Below are 16,554 nucleotides of genomic sequence, written 5' to 3' on the forward strand. Positions count from 1 at the left end.
GTCGGCCTGGCGCGGACCCGCCTCCAGGACAGAAGTGTTCACGCCGCCTCCGTCTCGGGCACCCCGAGCTCGTTGAGGAAGGACCGGGCCCACTGGCCCACGTCGTGGGTCCGCAGGTGCCGCTGCATGATCCGCATCCGGCGGCGGGCCTCCACGTTGTCGACGTGCACGGCCCGCAGCAGCGCGTCCTTGACGCCTTCGGGGTCGTGCGGATTACAAAGAAAAGCCTGGCGCAGCTCCGTTGCCGCGCCGGCGAACTCGCTGAGCACGAGCGCGCCGCCACTGTCGGCGCGCGATGCGACGTACTCCTTGGCCACCAGATTCATTCCGTCTCGAAGCGGGGTCACCATCATGACGTCGGCGGCGCAGTAGAGCGCCGCCAGTTCACTGCGAGAGTACGACTGGTGGAGGTAATGCACAGCAGGCACGCCGACACGGCCGAATTCGCCATTAATCCGACCAACTTCGCGCTCTACCTTTACCCGTAGGGCCTGGTAGTGCTCGACCCGCTCGCGGCTCGGTGTGGCGACCTGCACCATAACCGCGTCGGGAACTGTCAGCTTTCCGTCAGAGAGCAGCTCCCGGAACGCCTTCAGCCGAAGCTCGATCCCCTTGGTGTAATCCAGCCGGTCGACGCCCAGGATCACCGTCTTCGGATCGCCCAGCTCGGCCCGGATCTGCTTGGCCCGGGCCTGGACAGCCGGGTCGGACGCCATCCGCTCCATCTCGGCGACGTCGATCGAGATCGGGAACGCGCCCGCCTTGACCGTCCGGCCGTCGACCTCGATCGTCTGCCCGGAGTAGCGCAGGCCGAGCAGGTGGCGGGCCAGCCGCACGAAGTTCTGCGCCGCCAGCCGCTGCTGGAAGCCGACCAGATCGGCGCCGAGCAGGCCGCGCAGCACCTCGGCCCGCAGCGGCATCTGCATGAACAGCTCGATCGGCGGGAACGGGATGTGCAGGAAGAAACCGATCCGCAGGTCGGGCCGCAACTCGCGGAGCATCGCCGGCACCAGTTGGAGCTGGTAGTCCTGCACCCAGACCGTGGCACCCTCGGCCGCCGCGTCCGCCGCGGCCTCCGCGAACCGCGCGTTGACCAGCCGGTACGCCTCCCGCCAGCGGCGCTTGTAGGCCGGCGTCTCCACCGCGTCGTGGTAGAGCGGCCAGATCGTGGCGTTGGACTGGCCCTCGTAGTAGCGTTCGAGTTCGTCGGCGCTCAACGGCACCGGATGCAGGTGGATGCCCTCCACCTCGAAGGGTTCCGGTGCGGCGCCCACCCCACCGGCCCAGCCGACCCAGGTCCCCTTGTGCTGGGCCAGCACCGGGTGCAGGGCGGTTACCAGACCACCCGGACTCCGCCGCCATTGCCGGCCCTCGGGTGTGTTTACCTCGTCGACGGGCAGGCGGTTGGCTACGACCACGAATGAGCTGCGAACCGTCACGCTCCGTACACCTCCGGTGATTACGGGTCTCGCGGAGAGCCTACTTCGCGCGGTTGGTCCGCCGGCGTCCCCGGTTGTCTTTGGTGCCCAGCCCGCCGCGACCGTCAAACCCGCAGGCCGTACCCCTGATTGTGGGGCCTGCGTCACCCGACGTCTGCGGTCTACGCCACGCTCCGGTGCCGGCATTCGGCACCCGCGGGGTGGATTGCCGGCGGATGGCACGCTGAGACCGTGTCAGTCTTCGATACCGACCGGCCGCGCGGAGCGTGGCTCGGCCCGCTCGCCATCGCGGTCGTCCTGCTCGCCGTGATCGGCGGCGCCGTGGGTTTCCTGTTGGCCAACACCGGCGGCGACGGAGGGCGCGGGACGGGCGCCGGCCCGGGGCCGACGGTGAGCCCGACCCTGGTCGCCGAGGCGCCCGACACCCCGACACCCGACACCCCGACATACGCCCCGGACCCGACGTACGCCACGACCCCGGCCGGGCAGCCGGTCCGCACGACGGCGGCCGGGCACGGCCGCCCGACGACCTGTCCGGCGCACACCGAGACCCTGGCCAGGGAGGCGGGCTCGGCCGGCGACCTGTCGCTCACCCTCTACCTGCGCACCCGGCACTCCGAGGTGTGGATCTGCACCGACCGGCACGGCACGCTGTTCTACCAGGGCCACTCCGGGCAGCCGGGGGAGAAGCTGGTCGAGGGTCACAACGCGCTGTTCCTCACCGACGTCTCGGCGGCCGGCGGCGGCTACCTGGCGACCAACCACACCGGCCGGGGGACCACCCGTTACCTGGTGACCGCCGACAAGCTGGTGATCGAGCACGAGGGTGGCGGGACGGAGACCCAGGCCGCGATCTGACCTGGCTGTCGGGGTGATGTGCGTCCACCGGCCCCGACCTGTCAGGATTGACGACGGCGTTCGCCGACTTTCGCAGCGATTCTGGAGGTAGGCCGCACCGTGGCCCAGTACATCTACGTCCTGGAGAAGGCCCGCAAGGCGCACGGCGACAAGGTCGTGCTCGACAACGTGACGCTCAGCTTCCTGCCGGGCGCCAAGATCGGCGTGGTCGGCCCGAACGGCGCGGGTAAGTCCAGCCTGCTCAAGATCATGGCTGGTCTGGACCGACCGAGCAACGGCGAGGCCCGGCTCATGCCCGGCTACACCGTCGGCATGCTGGCCCAGGAGCCGCCGCTCAACGAGGCCAAGACCGTCCTCGGCAACATCGAGGAGGCGGTCGCGGAGACCAAGGCCAAGCTGGAGCGGTTCAACAAGATCGCCGAGCAGATGGCGACCGACTACTCCGACGAGCTGATGGAGGAGATGGGCAAGCTCCAGGAGGAGCTCGACCACGCCGACGCGTGGGACATCGACTCCAAGCTCGAACTCGCCATGGACGCGCTGCGGTGCCCGCCGCCGGACGCCGACGTCACCCAGCTCTCCGGCGGTGAGCGCCGCCGGGTCGCGCTGTGCAAGCTCCTGCTGGAGGCGCCCGACCTGCTGCTGCTCGACGAGCCGACCAACCACCTCGACGCCGAGAGCGTGCAGTGGCTGGAGCAGCACCTGGCCAAGTACGCCGGCACCGTCATGGCGATCACCCACGACCGCTACTTCCTCGACAACGTCGCCGGCTGGATCCTCGAACTCGACCGCGGCCGGGCCATCGGCTACGAGGGCAACTACAGCACCTACCTGGACAAGAAGGCCCAGCGGCTGGCGGTGCAGGGGCGCAAGGACGCCAAGATGCAGAAGCGGCTCGCCGACGAGCTGGAGTGGGTCCGCTCCAACGCCAAGGCGCGGCAGACCAAGTCCAAGGCGCGCCTCGACCGCTACGAGGAGATGGCCAACGAGGCCGAGAAGACCCGCAAGCTGGACTTCGAGGAGATCCAGATCCCGCCGGGCCCGCGGCTGGGCAACACGGTCATCGAGGTCGACGACCTGACCAAGGGCTTCGACGGGCGGGTGCTGATCAACGACCTCAGCTTCTCGCTGCCGCGTAACGGCATCGTCGGCATCATCGGCCCCAACGGCGTCGGCAAGACCACCCTGTTCAAGACCATAGTCGGGCTGGAGCAGCCGAACGACGGCTCGGTCAAGGTCGGCGAGACCGTCAAGCTGTCGTACGTCGACCAGAACCGGTCCGGCCTCGACGGCGACAAGACGGTGTGGGAGGTCGTCTCCGACGGGCTCGACCACCTGATGGTCGGCAAGGTCGAGATGCCGTCCCGGGCCTACGTGGCCGCCTTCGGCTTCAAGGGCCCCGACCAGCAGAAGCCGACCAAGGTGCTCTCCGGCGGCGAGCGCAACCGGCTCAACCTCGCGCTGACGCTGAAGATCGGCGGCAACGTGATCCTGCTCGACGAGCCGACCAACGACCTCGACGTCGAGACGCTGTCGTCGCTGGAGAACGCGCTGTTGGAGTTCCCCGGCTGCGCCGTGGTCATCTCCCACGACCGGATGTTTCTCGACCGGGTCGCGACGCACATCCTGGCCTGGGAGGGCACCGAGGAGAACCCGTCGAACTGGTTCTGGTTCGAGGGCAACTTCGAGGCGTACGAGAAGAACAAGGTCGACCGGCTCGGCGCCGACGCCGCCCGGCCGCACCGGGTGACGTACCGGAAGTTGACGCGTGACTGACCGGTTCGTCTACCACTGCGCCCTGCGCTGGTCCGACCTCGACGCGTACGGCCACATCAACAACGCCCGGTTCCTCACCCTCTACGAGGAGGCCCGGGTCGCGCTGATGTTCATCGGCGGGCGGGCCTGGGGGGTCGGCTCGTTCGCCGACGGCGTGGTGATCGCCCGGCACGAGGTCGACTACCTGCGGCCGGTCGACTACAGCACCGCCCGGACGACCGCCGACCAGCCGCCGACGGTCCGCATCGAGCTGTGGGTGGAGGACGTCCGGGCATCCCGGTTCACCATCGCCTACGAGCTGTTCGACGGCGAGGTGCTGGCCAGCCGGGCCCGCTCCGTGCTGGTGCCGTTCGATCTCGCCGCCAAGCGGTCCCGGCGGCTGTCCGACGACGAGCGGGAGTTCCTGCGGCCGTACGTCCTCGAGCCGCCGGTGCCCACGACGTCCGGTCGGTCGTAGTGGCGGGGACGGGTCACGGGTTGGCCGCCGGCGGTGACGCGGCGGCCTTCCTGGCCCGGCTGACCCGGCTCGACCGGGCCGCCGTCGTACGGCTGCGGCCGGTCCCGGCCGGCGACGGCCCGGCGGTGACCGCGCTGTGGGGGTGGCTGCCCTGGTCGGTGCTGGTGACCCGGGTGGTTGCCGGCGCCGTCCCCGGCGACGCGACGGTTGCCGCCGCCGACCTGTTGGCCGAGCTGGGCCGTGGCGGCGGCGACCTGCCGGCCCGGTGCGACGCCCGCTGGCGGTGGCCGCTGCCGCCGCCGGCGAGCCGGGTGGTGGAGACGATGGCCGGTGCCGACGTACGGCGGGTGGCCGATGCCGCCGCCGGCACGTTGCGTGCCGCGTCGACCGCCGGGGTCGGCGGCCGGGCGGTGGGGCAGCGGGCGCTGCGTGACGCCCTGCTCGACCACGTCGCCGTGGTGGTGGAGCACGGGCCGGTCGACGGCACCGGGCCGGGCCGGGTGGAGGTGCCGCAGCGACTCGTCCAGGCGGTGGTCCGGATGGGCTTCCTCGGCACCGTCGACACCACCGTCGAAAGCCCCGTCCGGGTACGTCTCGCCGGTCGATGGATCGGCCTCGCGGCACCTTTTGGGACCGCCTGGTTGCCCCCGGTGCAGCAATTTGCGATAAGTCCGACCAGACATCGTCCGAAAGTATGAGACGGCATGGGCCGTCTGGGTTTCTGGTGTCGTTGGGGGGATGCCCTCTGTCGGCTATCCGGGTACCGTCTTGCCTCGGGCCGAACGCAAAGTAGGCGATTGGATCCGCTGGGGAGCGAGGTGCACAAGCTATGCCGTGGTGGTCATGGCGCCCCGGCCACGCCGGTGGCGTAGAGCCGGAGACCCGGAGCAGGATCGCAGAGGACGGCAACATCAGGGTAGGGCCACCGGCACAACGGGAACCCGCCCACGACCGCGCGTCCACCGAACGGACGCTCACGAAGGACATGCCCACGACCGTCGCGCCGGTGACCCTCTGCCGAATCGGTGAGGCGCTGGATCTGCTCGACATCCGCTACCTGGCCGACGGCTACGGCAGCCTGCTGGCCATGTGGGAGCGGCACGCCGTGCTCTTCGCCCTCGAAGGGCCGGAGGACGAGATCCTGGTCATGCGGGCCCGCCCGCACTCGACCGTCCCGCCCGACTGGGCCGACCGCGCCTACCGCGTGGTCAACGAATGGAACCTCGCCGGCCGGTTCGGCAAGGCGTACGTCGGTGACCCCACCGAACGCGGCCAACTGCCGGTCTACGCGGAGATCCAGGTACCGCTGCGCGCCGGCGCCCACGACGCGCTGCTGGTCGAGATGGTCGACTCCGGGCAGACCATGTCGGCCGCGTTCGTCGACTGGCTGCACGACGAGGGTGCCCTGCTCTGATCTGACCCTCGACCCCCTCGTGGCACCGGCCGGCCGCCCACCCCCGCCGGGCGACCGACCGGCCACGAGGGCGGGGGTGCCGGCCTCGGCCGGCCGCTCGCTCACGGCATGGGGAACATGCCGATCCGGCCGTGGTACTCCCGGCCCAGCTGGTCGGTGTCCGAGCCGACCCAGAGCCCTTTCGGTGTGGCGAGGAACGCGCGCACCCCGACACCACGGCTACGGGTCGGGTTCCACGGCAGTGCCTTGCCCGAACGCGGGTCGATCGCGCCGATACCCGGCCGGGACACCGCACCCGGACCGGCCGACTTGTCGCCGTACGGGTTGTCCAGCCAGCGCTGGTGACCGCCGACGTACACGGCACTGCCGGTGACGGCGACCGAGTAGAGCGTGTTGCCGCCGGTGTGATTGATCCACGTCGGGTTGTGCCGGCCGGTGCCGGTGGTCTCGAAGCGGGCGGCGGTGTTGCACAGCCGGCCCGGACCGGAGTCGTGGCCGGTGGTCACCACCACCAGGTAGGAGCCGTCCGGCGCGAAGTCGACGCCGCGCAGGTAGGTGGCGTAGTCGCCGTCGCAGGTCTGCCGGTAGGCGTCGGTGTACCAGTTGGCGAGCACCGCGTTCGGGCCGCCGGTCTCCAGCATGACCAGTTGCGGGCGGGCCACTCCGCGTACGTGGGTGATCGCACCGGCCAGGACGAGCCGGTTCCCGTCGGGGGAGAGGGCGAAGTCCTCGACCCGTACCCGGGGCAGGCCCTGCCCGGTGAGCGCGGCGTCGAAGCCGGCGTCGACGGCGCCGGTGGCCGCGTCGAGGCGGGCCAGCGCGGTCCGGTTCACCCCGCTGACCTGGCTGAAGGTGCCGCCGGCGTAGAGCCGGGCACCGGAGACGGCCAGGGCGCGTACGTCACCCCAGTTGATGCTCGCGGCGAACCCCGGGACGCGGGCGCCGTCGGCCAGCGACAGCCGGGCCAGCCCGCGCTGGTGGACCCCGTTGACCGTACGGAAGGCGCCGCCCGCGTAGATGGTTCCGTCGGCGCCGGGGGCGAGGGCGTACACCGGGCCGTCGAGGCGGGGTGCGAAGGACCGCACGGTGCCGTCGCCGGCGTCGAAGGCGAGGAGGTACTGGCGGCGCTGGGGATTGCGGCGGTCGCTGTCGGTCACGGCGGTGAAGTCGCCGCCGACGACGACGGTGTCACCGACCACCGTGATGGCCCGGACGGTTCCGTCGAGGATGTGCGGCGTCCAGTCGACCGGGTCGTCGGACACGACGGCGGGGTGTGCCATGTCGGCGACGGCGGGCAGTACGCCGGCGAGGCCGGAGACGGCCAGCACGGTGGCGGCTGCGATGAGGCGGCGGCGCATGGTGTGGGGGACTCCTCGGCGGCAGAGTGGCCGGGAGTCGGCGCCCCCGGTCGTTGACTACGTGCGGATCAACGACCGAGGACGGCGGGCGACGCGTTATGGGGTGGTTCTAGCCGTTTCCCGATGGAATGTCGTCCATCGTGTTCACCATGAAGTACGCGGCCCGTTCCAGGTAGTCCCACAGGGTAGCGGCCTGGTCGGGCGGCAGGTCGATGCTGTCGACGGCCTGCCGCATGTGGCCCAGCCAGGCGTCGCGCTCGGCCGGGCCGATCCGGAACGGGGCGTGCCGCATCCGCAGCCGGGGATGGCCGCGCTGCTGCGAATAGGTGTTGGGACCGCCCCAGTACTGCATCAGGAACAGCGTCATGCGCTCGGTGGCCGGTCCGAGATCGGCCTCCGGGTACATCGGGCGCAGTACGGGATCGGCGGCGATGCCCCGATAGAACTCGGCGACCAGCTTGCGGAAGGTCGGCTCGCCGCCGATCAGCGCGAAGAAGGTCTCGGGCGAGGTCTGGTCAGCCGACGGCTGGCCCTGTGCTGGCTCCGCTGCTGGATTCACCATTCCATCCTGCCAGGCGTTCCGGGGGACGGATCGGTGGCCCGACCCGGGGTCACAGGGCGCCGACGCCCGGCTTGGAGGCGGCCGGGCGGGGCTGGGACGGTACGGCGGTGCGGTCCGGGCCGTCGGGTTGCGCCGGTCCGGCGGGGTCGGGGTCGGCCTGCTCGCGGCCCTGGCGGCTGGCCTTCGCGATCGCCTCGTTGAAGCGCTCGGCGCTGGGCCAGTGCGCCGCGGTCAGGAGCATGAGCAGCACGCCGGCCGCGCTCCACACCCCCACCACGGTCGGGATCGAGAAGCGGGAGGCGAGCAGGCCGGTCAGCAGCACCGCGCCGCCCTGGGTGACCTGCATGCCGGTCTGCATCACACCGAACGCCCGGGCCCGGTAGCCGTGCGGCAGCGCCTGCACGAAGAGGCCGTTGGCGACCGGGAGCAGGCCGGCGATGGCCACCCCGGAGACCGCCGCCAGCAGCGCGACCACCGTCGGCGAGGGATTGAGCAGGGCCGGCACCAGCGCCAGCGGGGCCAGTACGGCGAACGGCCGGATCAGCGCGCGGCGGATGTCGGGCCGGATGGCGCGGCCGACGACCAGGCTGCCCAGGATGAAGCCCACCGGTCCGGCCGCCATGATCAGCGCCTGGGACAGGCCCCGGCGGCTCTCGTCGTCGCCGAGCGGGCGCTCGGCGGCCCAGGCCGCGGCCAGCCCTTCCGGCACGATCGCGAACAGCATTGCGGCGAAGACCATCACGGCGGTGGCCCGGAGGACCGGGGTGCCGAAGACGATCTGGAAGCCCTCGCCCGTCTCCCGGAACAGGTTGCTGCGGTGCGCCGAGGTCATCGCCGGCGGCCGCTTGCGTACGCCGAGTCGCAGGATCAGCGCCGAGGCGGCGAACGCGGCGGCGTTGATCACCAGGGCGATGCGCGGGTTGACGGCGGCGATCGCGGCACCGGCGACGTAGCCGCCCACCTGGGCGGCCTGGCTGGTGCTGGTGGTGACCGACAGGCCCACCACGAGCCGGTCGCCCTTGAGCAGGACCGGCATCAGCGCGGACCGGGCGGCCTGGCTCGGCGGGTTGGCCAACGTCATCAGGAACAGCAGCCCGATCGTCGCCCAGACCGGCAGGAACGGCAGTGCGACCAGCGCGATCAGCACCATCCGGATCAGGTCGGCGGTGACCATGACCGTCCGGTAGGGGTGCCGCTCGGCGACGGTGGCCAGCAGGGGGCCGCCGATGATCCAGGGCAGGAAACTCACCGCGAACGCGGCGGCCGACATCGCGACCGATCGGGTCTCGTTGTAGACCATCACCGTGATCGCGGCCTTGGCCAGGTAGTCACCGATCCACGTGAGTGTGGTGGCCGAGTAGAGCGCCCGGAACTCGGCCTGGGCGAAGACCTCACGGAAGGTGGCGGGTCTCAGGGGGGCTTGGGTCTCCTCGGACACCGGGGGCCTCCATACGTTCCGTGACCGTGACCATTTGTGATGGAAGTCGGGAACGCCTGCCAGACGTAGGGGTGGGTGACATCTTCGTGACGCTCTGAAAGCGAGCTTGTCACGGATTCTGCCCGATCGTCCGACGCCTGGCTAGTGCGAATGGTCAATGCGTCGGTAGTGCGACTGAACGAACGGACGATATCGGACCGCCCACCCGGCGCGCGACCCCGTCCGGTGGCCGCGCGACCCGGGTTGTCCTGGTTATCCGATCAGGTGGCGCCACCCTGTCCGGTTCCGCCCTCGTCGGCCGTCGCGGCCGGTTGGGCGTACATCCTGGAGGCCGCCAGCCGTGCCGTGATGCCGGAATTCTCCAGTGCCTCCGCCAGTCGACGGCGCAATTCCCGGCCGACCGCGAACTGTCCTTCCGCGGTCGTCTTGGCAATTGTCCGGATTACCGTGCCATCGACCGTCACCGTCTCCACCCCCAGCACCTCCGGCGGCTCGACGATGTGTTCGACCAGGTCGGGATCGGCGGCGACCGCGGCGGCGGCGACCCGCATGATCTCGGTCGCCTTCTCGGTGCCGCCGAATCCGATCGGCATGTCGACGATGACCATCGCCCAGCCCTGGCTCTTGTTGCCGACCCGGATGATCTCGCCGTTCCGGATGTACCAGAGGACCCCGCGGCCGTCACGGATCGTGGTGATCCGCAGGCCGACCGCCTCCACGACACCGGTGGCGTCGCCCAGGTCGACCGTGTCGCCCACGCCGTACTGGTCCTCCAGCAGCATGAAGAGGCCGGCGATCAGATCCTTGACCAGCGACTGCGCGCCGAAGCCGAGCGCGACGCCGACGATGCCGGCGCTGGCCAGCAACGGCGCCAGGTTGAAGCTCAGCTCGCTGAGCACCAGCAGGGCCGCGATCGAGAAGACCACCGCGGTGACCGTGCTGCGCAGCACCGACCCGATCGCCTCGGCACGCTGCCGTCGTCGCTCGGGGAAGACCGCCGTGGGGTCGCTGGCCGCGGTGGGGATGCGTTCCCGCAGGGGCCGCAGGATGGTCGGCACCTCCGTGGTCGACGTACGGCGGACCAACTGGTTGATCCCGCGGTGCAGCAGGTAGCGGATGATGACCGCGACCACCACGATGAGCACGATGCGCAGCGGCTTGACCAGGATGTAGTAGCTGCCCTCGGCGAACCAGGGCAGCCCGGTCCACTCGAAGAGCTGGTTGCACAGCAGGTCGCCCGCGCAGGTCGCACTCGGCTCCGGGGTCTCCTCGGGTGCCGGCGAGACCGGACCCGGCGGGGTCGGCTGGGCCAGCACGATCGAAGAAATGTCGGATTTTGAGATGCCGGTCGTCACGACTGTCTTCGTACCGCACCCGCCGGACGGGCTCCACGCCGCCCCCGTACGGCCGTGAGGGACAGCGCCGTTCGGCCCAACCAAACGCTACGGAACCGGTCATCTTGCCACGGGACACGAAAGCTTCATGCGGGACCCCCCGATTAGTACGTGCAATTGGTCGGGTCATCGGGGACTATTGGCGCACGGACGCCGGTGACCAGCCGGCGTCGGTCGCGGTCCGGGCTGGCCGGACTGCGCTGTGCACGCGGGTGACTACGGAACGGGTGAGACCGAAAACCGAGAGGTGAGCGCGATGCCTGACATACGACCCACGGTGGGCTCCGGAGCGTTGGTGCTCAACGCAAGCTACGAGCCGCTGTGTGTCGTATCGGTACGTCGGGCCGCGATCCTCGTCCTGTCGGCCAAGGCCGTCTGTGTCGCCGACGGCGAGGGCGTCCTGCACAGTGCCCGGCACGCGCTGCCGGTGCCGTCGGTCGTCCGGCTGACCCGCTTCGTCCGGGTGCCCTACCGCTCGCACGTCGGCCTGTCCCGCCGGGCCATCTTCGCCCGCGACGGCTGGCGCTGCGCCTACTGCCGCGGCCCGGCCGAGACCATCGACCACGTCTTCCCGCGCAGCCGCGGCGGCGGGCACGCCTGGGAGAACGTCGTCGCCGCCTGCGCGAAGTGCAACCACACCAAGGGCGACAAGACCCCGGCCGAGCTGGGCTGGCGGCTGCACAGCGCCCCGGCCGCCCCGAAGGGCACGGCGTGGCGGGTGCTGGGCCACCGGGCACCGGATCCGCGTTGGGCCGGCTGGCTCGACCTGCCGGAGACCGAGGCCGCCTGACCGACCACGGTCAGCGCCGCCGGCACCGCCCGGGCGGTGCCGGCGGCCTCAGCGCGTGCGGGCCTTGACCAGCGAGGCGAAGACGATCACGTTGTCGGCGTATCCGGTGGTGCCGCCGACCCACTGGCCGCCGCAGGTGATCAGCCGCAGGCCGGGGCGGCTGAAGTCGTCGAAGACCCGGTCGACCGGAAAGTTGCCCTTGTCGAAGCGCTCGACGGAGTTGACCTCGAAGACGGCCACCGACTTGTCCTTGCGGGCGATCTCGATCCGCGTACCCGCGTGCAGGTTGGTCAACCGGTGGAACACCGACGGGCCGGTGGGTCCGTCGACGTGCCCGACGATCACGGCGGGGCCGAACTCGCCCGGCGTCGGCCCCTGCTCGTACCAGCCGGCCTCGTTGCGGCGTTCGAGCCCCGGCACCTCGATGGTGCCGTCGGCGCCGATCCCCACGTCGTGCACCGGCGTCCTGACCCCGATGTCCTTGATCGTGACCCGGACCGGCCGGCTCGCTTCCATGACCGGGAACTCCCGGGGCGGCGGTTTGCTGCCCGGCCGGAAGGTCACCAGGTCGAGACCGCCGAGCTGGCCCAGCCCGAGACCGGTGACGAAGATGCCGACGAGCAGCATGACCACCGACATCGAGCCGGTGCCGCGCCGGTTGCGCGGCGGCGCGGCGATCAGCGACCCCTCCGGTGCCGGGCTGACCCCGCGTACGGTGGCGCGCCCGACCGCCCGGTCCGGCCCGGCCTGACCCGACCAGGGGCCGGTGACCCACCCGCCGCCCGATCCGTTGGTCGGCCTCGGCCCGGTGACCCGGGCGGTGCCGGTGGCCCGGCGCCGCCCGGTGGTGCCGGTGCCCGGCTCAGGCACGGGCGCCGTCGCGGCGCCGTCGCGCCGTCGCCAGCGCCAGCCCGGCGCCCAGGGCGAGCGTGGCGAGCCCGCCGATCAGCACCGTACGGCCGTCCAGGCCGCCCGCCATGCCGCCGCCTCCGGCGGCCGGGCCCTGGGTCGGCCGGGTCTGGTTGATGACGTTGAGGTTGGTGTCGGCCGTGCTCCCGTTGGCACAGGTGAGATGCACGTTGTAGTTGCCCGGTGCCTTGCTGCCGGGCACCGTCACCGCGCCGGTCAGCACACCGTTCTCGGGCTGGAGAATGACCTGGCCGAAGGCGTCCGACTCGACCCGCGCCTGGTTGAGGTTGTCCCCGCAGTTGGCGGTGATCCCGACCCGGTTGCCGGCCTGGACGGTGGGCGGATTGAGGTCGATCCGGACCGTCTGGGCGAGTGCGGCCGGTGCGCCGAGCAGTAGTACGGCGCATACCGTGGCGACCGTCACGGCCAGTGCGGTGCGGGTACGGCTGACAAGTCTGCGGATCCCCATGCTGGCCCCTTCCTGGCACGGCTGGACCGCTCTTCTGTCCCCGTCATCGTCGCACTGGTAACGGGGCAAAATCCTTCGAATCAGGCAGTCCGACGGGGTGCGATAGTGGTGAAACGGGCATCAGGGACGACCGTACGAACATCGCCGCCACCTCGACCGTGGACTGCCGAACCGGCCGTCGAAACCGCCGTACCGGCACCCGGAAAACTGCCGTACGATGCCCTCCGCTACCGTGAATCACCTGAGTCGGGGCTGGCCAACTGGCCGACCGGCCGGTGACCCTGGTCCGCTTTCCCGCCTGGGGGCGTTGAGTTGTCTGTTACCAACACGGTGCTCATCTACGTCGGCATCCCGGCCCTCATCGTGCTCGTGATCGCCGGCCTCGGCATGGTCGGCGGCGGTGGCCGGGGCACGCCGCGCTACCGGCCCGGTCGACCCTTCGACTTCACGCCGGTGTGGTTCCTGTCCTCGCCCGAGCAGGTGTCGCCGGGGGCCGAGGCCGCCGCGCTGCCCGCGGGCGGGCAGCGGCGCGAACTGACCGGTGGCACCGAGAACGAGGGCACGCCGGTCGCGGCGCGCGGGACTGGAGGCGCAAGTGACCGCTGGTGAGTTGACGGCCCCCAGCCTGAGCGGGCGGCCGGAGGTGCTCGACGGGCCGTTCTCCACCCGCCAACTGCTGCGGATCGACGAGGCGCTGCGGCTGGCCGACGAGTCGACCGACTACATCTTCAGCATCTACGTCGGCGACCTCGAGGAGCCGGTACGCGAGCACGCCGAGCGGCTGCACGGCCAGATCACCGAGCCCGACCGGGCGGTGCTGATCGCGGTCTCGCCCAACCAGCGCCGGCTCGAGGTGGTCACCGGCGCCGAGGTGCGCAAGCGCATCCCGGACCGCGACGCCAAGCTGGCCGCGCTGTCGATGGTGGCGTCCTTCGGCGGCGGTGACCTCGCCGGTGGCCTCGTCACCGGGCTCGACCAGCTTGCCAGCCGGGCCCGCAAGGGGTGACCCCGCGAGCCGGTCTTCCGGCTCCACCACGAACGGCGAAGGTTCCACCACGAACGACGAAGAAGGCCCCGGGCTCGACCAGCCCGGGGCCTCTTCACGTCCGGTCGCTCAGCCGGCGGCCGCGTCCTTCGCCCGGGCCTGCTGGGCGCGTACGACCCCGTCGCGGCCCTCGCCGACCAGCCGGCGCAGCGGCGCCGGGTGCCCGTCCTGCGCCAGCCACGCGTCGGTGGCGGCCACCGTCTCCTCGCTGACCTGGAAGGCCGGGTAGGCGTGGAGTACGAACTCCTGTGCCGGCTCGCTGTCCCGGCTGGCCCACACCTGGCCGACCGCCTCGAAGAAGCGGGTGGTGTAGCCGGCGGTCAGCTCGACCTGCGCCGGGTGGTGGAAGCCGCGCAGCAGCGCGCGGTTCTGCCAGTTCGGCAGGGCCTCGCCACCGGTGAGCCGGGCCCACACCGCTTCCTTGTTGGCGACGGTCGGCACCAGCGCGTGGGCCAGCGCCGCCTCCCGCTCACCGCTGGCCGTACGGTCCCGGCCGAGTTCGGCGTCGATCTCGTCGGCGCCGGCCGCGCCGTTGGCGACCAGTGCCTGCAACAGCGCCCAGCGCAGCTCGGTGTCGATGGTCAGACCCGCCGGGACGTCGGCGCCGTCGAGCCAGCCGCGCAGCACCGCCAGGTCCTCGGCCGACCGGGCGGCGGTCGCGAAGGCCCGCGCCCACGCGAGTTGCAGCCCGCTGCCCGCCTGCGCGGCGGCCAGCGCGGCGCGCGCGGTCCGGGCGTATTCCGCCCAGCCCTGCGGCGCCCACGTCGGGTCGGCGTAGTTGGCCAGCGTGCTGGCGCCCTGCCGCAGCGTCTGGGTGACCAGGTTGATGTCGCCCTCGCTGGGCAGCCCGGCCAGCACCAGCGCCACGTAGTCGCGGGCCGCCAGTTCGGCGTCGCGGACCATGTCCCAGGCCGCCGACCAGCACAGCGCGCGGGACAGCGACGATTCGAACTTGCCGATGTGCTGCACGACGGCGGCCATCGACCGCTCGTCGAGCCGCAGCTTCGCGTACGTCAGGTCCTCGTCGTTGAGCAGCAGCACGTCGGCCGCCCGAACCCCGGCGAGCCGCTCGACCACGGTGCGTTCCCCGGTGACGTCGATCTCGATCAGGTCGCGCCGGACCAGACGCTCGCCGTCGAGGTCGTAGAGGCCGACCCCGATCCGGTGGGTGCGCAACGTCGGGTAGTCGGCGGGCGCCTCCTGCAGCACGGTCACCCGCTCGTAGGTGCCGTCGGCGCCGATCGACACCTCGGGGCGCAGCGTGTTGACCTGTGCGGTCTCCAGCCACTGGGCGGCGAACTTGCGCAGCTCGCGGCCGGAGGCGGCCTCCAGCTCCGACAGCAGGTCGTCGAAGGTGGCGTTGCCCCACGCGTGCTTGCCGAAGTATGCCCGCAGCCCGGCCAGGAACGGCTCCAGCCCGACGTAGGCGACCAACTGCTTGATCACGCTGGCGCCCTTGGCGTAGGTGATCCCGTCGAAGTTGACCTCGACGGCCTCCAGGTCCGGCATCTCGCAGTAGACCGGGTGCGTGGAGGAGAGCTGGTCCTGCCGGTAGCCCCAGTTCTTGCGGACCGACAGGAACGTCGTCCACGCGTCGGTGAACCGGGTGGCGTGGGTGTTGGCCCAGTGGCTGGCCCACTCCGCGAAGGACTCGTTGAGCCACAGGTCGTTCCACCAGCGCATGGTGACCAGGTCGCCGAACCACATGTGCGCCAGCTCGTGCAGGATCGTGTTGGCCCGCTGCTCGTGCTCGAAGTCGGTGACCTGGGAGCGGAAGAGGTAGTGCGCCTCGGAGTGGGTGACGCAGGCGAAGTTCTCCATCGCGCCGGCGTTGAAGTCGGGCACCCAGAGCTGGTCGTACTTCGGCAGCGGGTAGCGCACGCCGAACTGCTCGTGGAAGAAGTCGAAGCCCTGCGTGGTGATCAGGTGCAGGTTGTCGGTGTCGAGGTGCTCGGCCATGCTCGCCCGGCAGAAGTAGCCCAGGTCGATGCCGTCGTGGGTGCGCCGTACCTCGTGGTAGGGGCCGGCGCACAGGGCCGTGATGTAGGAGCTCATCCGCGCCGACGTGGCGAAGTGGACGGTCTTGGTGTCGTCGCCCGGCTCGACACGGTCCACCGTGGAGTTCGAGACGACCGTCCAGTGTGCCGGCACGGTGGCGTGCCAGGTGTAGACGCTCTTCAGGTCGGGCTGGTCGAAGCAGGCGAAGACCCGCTGCGCGTCGGCGGTCTCGAACTGGCTGTAGAGATAGGTCTCGCCGTCGACCGGGTCGACGCTGCGGTGCAGGCCCTGCCCGCTGGCCGAGTACGCGAAATCGGCGTCGACGACGAGGACGTTGTCGGCCGCCAGGCCGGGCAGCGTCAGCCCCTTCTCCGCCGACCACCCGGAGAGATCCAGCGACGTGCCGTTGAGCGTCGCGGACCGTACCGTCTCGGCGGCGACCTCGATGAACGTCGACGCCCCGGGCTCCGCGCAGGTGAACCGGACCTCGGTCACCGACCGGAAGGTGCGGTTGTCCGCGGCCCGCCCGGCCGAGGAGAGGTCCAGGTTGATGTCATAGCCGGTCACGTCGAGCAGGCGGGCCCGCTCGGTCGCCTCGACCTGGTTCAGATTGCGCACTCCGGGCACTATCAGTTCTCCATCCGCGT

General features: G+C 71.1%; 16 protein-coding genes. 8 read left to right on the forward strand and 8 right to left on the reverse strand.

Annotation, left to right across the window (positions count from 1 at the left end):
• Positions 1-38: 38 nt before the first annotated feature.
• Entirely contained in the window at positions 39-1,439 is a 1,401-nt protein-coding gene (locus QCD66_RS06930; protein WP_357542560.1) for a trehalose-6-phosphate synthase, read from the reverse strand.
• 231 nt (positions 1,440-1,670) lie between these two features.
• On the opposite strand from QCD66_RS06930, the gene QCD66_RS06935 reads away from it, so the two are divergent.
• From QCD66_RS06935 to QCD66_RS06955, 5 genes are all read left to right on the forward strand, one after another.
• Positions 1,671-2,297 (forward strand): hypothetical protein, encoded by a 627-nt coding sequence (locus QCD66_RS06935; protein ID WP_364220619.1) that lies wholly within the window; start codon positions 1,671-1,673, stop codon positions 2,295-2,297.
• A 99-nt stretch (positions 2,298-2,396) separates the two neighbouring features.
• Positions 2,397-4,073 (forward strand): energy-dependent translational throttle protein EttA, encoded by a 1,677-nt coding sequence (gene ettA / locus QCD66_RS06940; protein ID WP_375734664.1) that lies wholly within the window; start codon positions 2,397-2,399, stop codon positions 4,071-4,073.
• Positions 4,066-4,530, forward strand: a complete 465-nt coding sequence (locus tag QCD66_RS06945) for a thioesterase family protein (protein ID WP_357542554.1) — start codon at positions 4,066-4,068, stop codon at positions 4,528-4,530. The genes ettA and QCD66_RS06945 overlap by 8 nt, the downstream gene beginning before the upstream one ends.
• Entirely contained in the window at positions 4,530-5,228 is a 699-nt protein-coding gene (locus tag QCD66_RS06950) for a hypothetical protein (RefSeq protein ID WP_375734666.1), read from the forward strand. The genes QCD66_RS06945 and QCD66_RS06950 overlap by 1 nt, the downstream gene beginning before the upstream one ends.
• A gap of 131 nt (positions 5,229-5,359) precedes the next feature.
• Positions 5,360-5,944 (forward strand): YbjN domain-containing protein, encoded by a 585-nt coding sequence (locus tag QCD66_RS06955; RefSeq protein WP_357542550.1) that lies wholly within the window; start codon positions 5,360-5,362, stop codon positions 5,942-5,944.
• A gap of 101 nt (positions 5,945-6,045) precedes the next feature.
• On the opposite strand, the gene QCD66_RS06960 is transcribed toward QCD66_RS06955, so the two are convergent.
• The 4 genes from QCD66_RS06960 to QCD66_RS06975 all read right to left on the reverse strand — a co-directional run bounded on the left by QCD66_RS06960 (position 6,046) and on the right by QCD66_RS06975 (position 10,615).
• Entirely contained in the window at positions 6,046-7,302 is a 1,257-nt protein-coding gene (locus QCD66_RS06960; RefSeq protein WP_375734667.1) for a PKD domain containing protein, read from the reverse strand.
• Positions 7,303-7,411: 109 nt separating this feature from the next.
• On the reverse strand, positions 7,412-7,864 hold the full coding sequence (locus tag QCD66_RS06965; RefSeq protein WP_357542546.1) for a globin: 453 nt from the start codon (positions 7,862-7,864) through the stop codon (positions 7,412-7,414).
• A 49-nt stretch (positions 7,865-7,913) separates the two neighbouring features.
• Positions 7,914-9,302 carry an MFS transporter gene (locus QCD66_RS06970; protein WP_364220606.1) on the reverse strand — a complete coding sequence of 463 codons (1,389 nt, stop codon included), beginning with the start codon at positions 9,300-9,302 and terminating at the stop codon, positions 7,914-7,916.
• A 260-nt stretch (positions 9,303-9,562) separates the two neighbouring features.
• Positions 9,563-10,615, reverse strand: a complete 1,053-nt coding sequence (locus tag QCD66_RS06975; protein ID WP_375734688.1) for a mechanosensitive ion channel family protein — start codon at positions 10,613-10,615, stop codon at positions 9,563-9,565.
• Positions 10,616-10,952: 337 nt separating this feature from the next.
• Between QCD66_RS06975 and QCD66_RS06980 the strand changes: the two genes are divergently transcribed.
• Entirely contained in the window at positions 10,953-11,486 is a 534-nt protein-coding gene (locus QCD66_RS06980; RefSeq protein WP_375734669.1) for an HNH endonuclease, read from the forward strand.
• Between the two features lie 48 nt (positions 11,487-11,534).
• On the opposite strand, the gene QCD66_RS06985 is transcribed toward QCD66_RS06980, so the two are convergent.
• Entirely contained in the window at positions 11,535-12,356 is an 822-nt protein-coding gene (locus tag QCD66_RS06985; protein WP_364220603.1) for a class F sortase, read from the reverse strand.
• Positions 12,349-12,864, reverse strand: coding sequence for a hypothetical protein (locus QCD66_RS06990; protein ID WP_375734670.1), 516 nt, complete (start codon positions 12,862-12,864; stop codon positions 12,349-12,351). The genes QCD66_RS06985 and QCD66_RS06990 overlap by 8 nt, the downstream gene beginning before the upstream one ends.
• Positions 12,865-13,194: 330 nt before the next feature.
• On the opposite strand from QCD66_RS06990, the gene QCD66_RS06995 reads away from it, so the two are divergent.
• Together QCD66_RS06995 and QCD66_RS07000 are read left to right on the forward strand one after the other, a co-directional pair.
• Complete coding sequence (locus QCD66_RS06995; RefSeq protein ID WP_364220748.1) at positions 13,195-13,473, forward strand: hypothetical protein; 279 nt, start codon at positions 13,195-13,197, stop codon at positions 13,471-13,473.
• Positions 13,460-13,870: a DUF5130 family protein gene (locus tag QCD66_RS07000; protein ID WP_364220597.1), complete on the forward strand. Its 411-nt coding sequence runs from the start codon at positions 13,460-13,462 to the stop codon at positions 13,868-13,870. Before QCD66_RS06995 ends, QCD66_RS07000 begins: the two co-directional genes overlap by 14 nt.
• A gap of 108 nt (positions 13,871-13,978) precedes the next feature.
• Here the strand turns inward: QCD66_RS07000 and pepN are convergent, their stop codons facing one another.
• Positions 13,979-16,525, reverse strand: coding sequence for an aminopeptidase N (gene pepN / locus QCD66_RS07005; RefSeq protein WP_375734671.1), 2,547 nt, complete (start codon positions 16,523-16,525; stop codon positions 13,979-13,981).
• Positions 16,526-16,554: the final 29 nt, after the last annotated feature.

Source organism: Polymorphospora sp. A560 (assembly GCF_045781765.1).
GTDB classification, from domain to species: Bacteria; Actinomycetota; Actinomycetes; order Mycobacteriales; family Micromonosporaceae; genus Polymorphospora; species Polymorphospora lycopeni.

What these genes read in the sequence shown, in the direction of transcription:
- QCD66_RS06955 (WP_357542550.1), top strand. Translation starts at nt 5,360, where the DNA reads ATGCCGTGGTGGTCATGGCGCCCCGGCCACGCCGGTGGCGTAGAGCCG.
- QCD66_RS06960 (WP_375734667.1), bottom strand. Translation starts at nt 7,302, where the DNA reads ATGCGCCGCCGCCTCATCGCAGCCGCCACCGTGCTGGCCGTCTCCGGC.
- QCD66_RS06965 (WP_357542546.1), bottom strand. Translation starts at nt 7,864, where the DNA reads ATGGTGAATCCAGCAGCGGAGCCAGCACAGGGCCAGCCGTCGGCTGAC.
- QCD66_RS06980 (WP_375734669.1), top strand. Translation starts at nt 10,953, where the DNA reads ATGCCTGACATACGACCCACGGTGGGCTCCGGAGCGTTGGTGCTCAAC.
- QCD66_RS06990 (WP_375734670.1), bottom strand. Translation starts at nt 12,864, where the DNA reads ATGGGGATCCGCAGACTTGTCAGCCGTACCCGCACCGCACTGGCCGTG.